This is a genomic window from Streptomyces sp. NPDC041135 (genome assembly GCF_055592085.1).
Map to the genome: position 1 here is coordinate 1 of NZ_JBVIYZ010000099.1, position 1,653 is coordinate 1,653.

Below are 1,653 nucleotides of genomic sequence, written 5' to 3' on the forward strand. Positions count from 1 at the left end.
GACCCGCTGGACGCATCGGCGAGAGGTTCTGCCCGCCACCTACCGAGCCGTCGCCGGCCTCGTCTCCGACCGCACCGCCACCGGCTGACAACAGGTCACGACCAGGCCAAACACGCCTCACCTGCTATCACGCACCAGCTCGTAACCTGCTGTGGGGCAATGCCGCCCCCGTTCAAGCGCTGACACTCAACGACGCCGCTCTGGCCCACGTCGGCAACGTCGCCGACCGCCACATTCTGCGGATGAACGAGGCGTTCATCCGCACCTTCGCCGGTCAGCCAGTACAGGGTCTTGCCTTACTGGAGGAGATGGAATACGACATCAATGAGGCTCCAGACGTCGGCGTGTGGCTGCGAGGTGCGTTCAGCAAGACGACCGGGATGGCTATGGTGGGCCACACCGACAAGGCTGTGACGTGGGCCGAACACGCTTACGCCTCTCACCTGCGAGTGGACGAACATGCCCTGGTATCCCATTCCGCCATTCAGCGGATCCCGCTCGTGCTCGCGCTCACCGAAAACGGACGCCTTACCGACGCCGCTGACATCGGCGGACGCGCCTACTCCGAACTGGAGGGACGCAACACCCTTGTGGCAGTCTGGCTTGCTCTCGTAGTCGGCCGTGCCCAATGGCTGGCAGGCCACCCTGTTGCAGCCCGCCACTGGTACGCGGAGGCTGCCGCTCTCGCCCGCACCATCAACTACGCCATGGCCCTGCGACCAGCGCTCGGCGGCCTCGCCACCTGTGGGTTCCTGCTCGGGGACCCGGCCGCAGCCGAGACGGCACTGGCCGAACACCGCACTATGCCATCGCTCGCCCCCGGTTTCCTGCCCGCTGGCGAGGAATGCCTCGGGGAGGCTTGGTATCAAGCGGCTCGCGGCCGTTTCGGTGAGGCCCGGGCCATACTCGCTGAGGCCGTCCGAACTGCCCGGGACAAGGGCAACACCGCCTGCGAGGCGCTACTGCTCACCGATATCGCCCGCCTGGGCGGCGCCGAAGACGTCACCGACCGGCTGGCCGAGCTCGCCCAGCAATGCGACGGGGCCTTCGTTCCGGCCCGCACCCACCTGGCCACGGCTCTGGCCGACAACGACGCCGACGCACTGGGGGAAGCAGCCAGCGAGCTGGAGCAGATGGGAGCAGATCTGCTCGCTGCGGAGGCCGCCACCACTGCGGCGGAGGCCTGGCGGCGCGCGGTCCAGATACGCCGCGCCAGCGCGGCCAGCCGGCATGCGTCGAGGTGCGCGGCCCGTTGCCAAGGCGCCCGCACCCCACTTCTGGTCCGCGCCGAAGCCACCGCGTTGACCTCCCGCGAGCGGGAGATCGCCCTGCTTGCTGCTACCGGCACGGCGAGTAAGGACATCGCTGGAATGCTGCATCTGTCGGCGCGCACCGTCGACAACCACCTGCAGCACGCCTACGCCAAACTCGGCGTCACCACCCGTCGCGCCCTCGCCGACGCCCTCGGCACGAGCACCACCGGCGCGCAGTTGCGCGCCGCCGCGCCCAGCGCCGACCTGAGAGGGCGTATGAGCTAAGTTAATTGCCCTTTACCTATTACTGACCTTGAATGCGTGATGTCGTCATGGTGGCTGGTGCCGGAGGCTGGTGCCTGTGAGGCAGCCGTCGAGGACGTCGGGGCGGTACTGGAGC

General features: G+C 68.1%; 1 protein-coding gene and 1 pseudogene. Both read left to right on the forward strand.

Annotation, left to right across the window (positions count from 1 at the left end; genetic code table 11):
- A pseudogene (locus tag ACZ6CZ_RS38015) lies at positions 1 to 88 on the forward strand (transposase); the annotation flags it as partial.
- Positions 89 to 1,133: 1,045 nt separating this feature from the next.
- Complete coding sequence (locus ACZ6CZ_RS38020) at positions 1,134 to 1,538, forward strand: response regulator transcription factor (RefSeq protein WP_469030686.1); 405 nt, start codon at positions 1,134 to 1,136, stop codon at positions 1,536 to 1,538.
- Positions 1,539 to 1,653 lie beyond the last annotated feature (115 nt).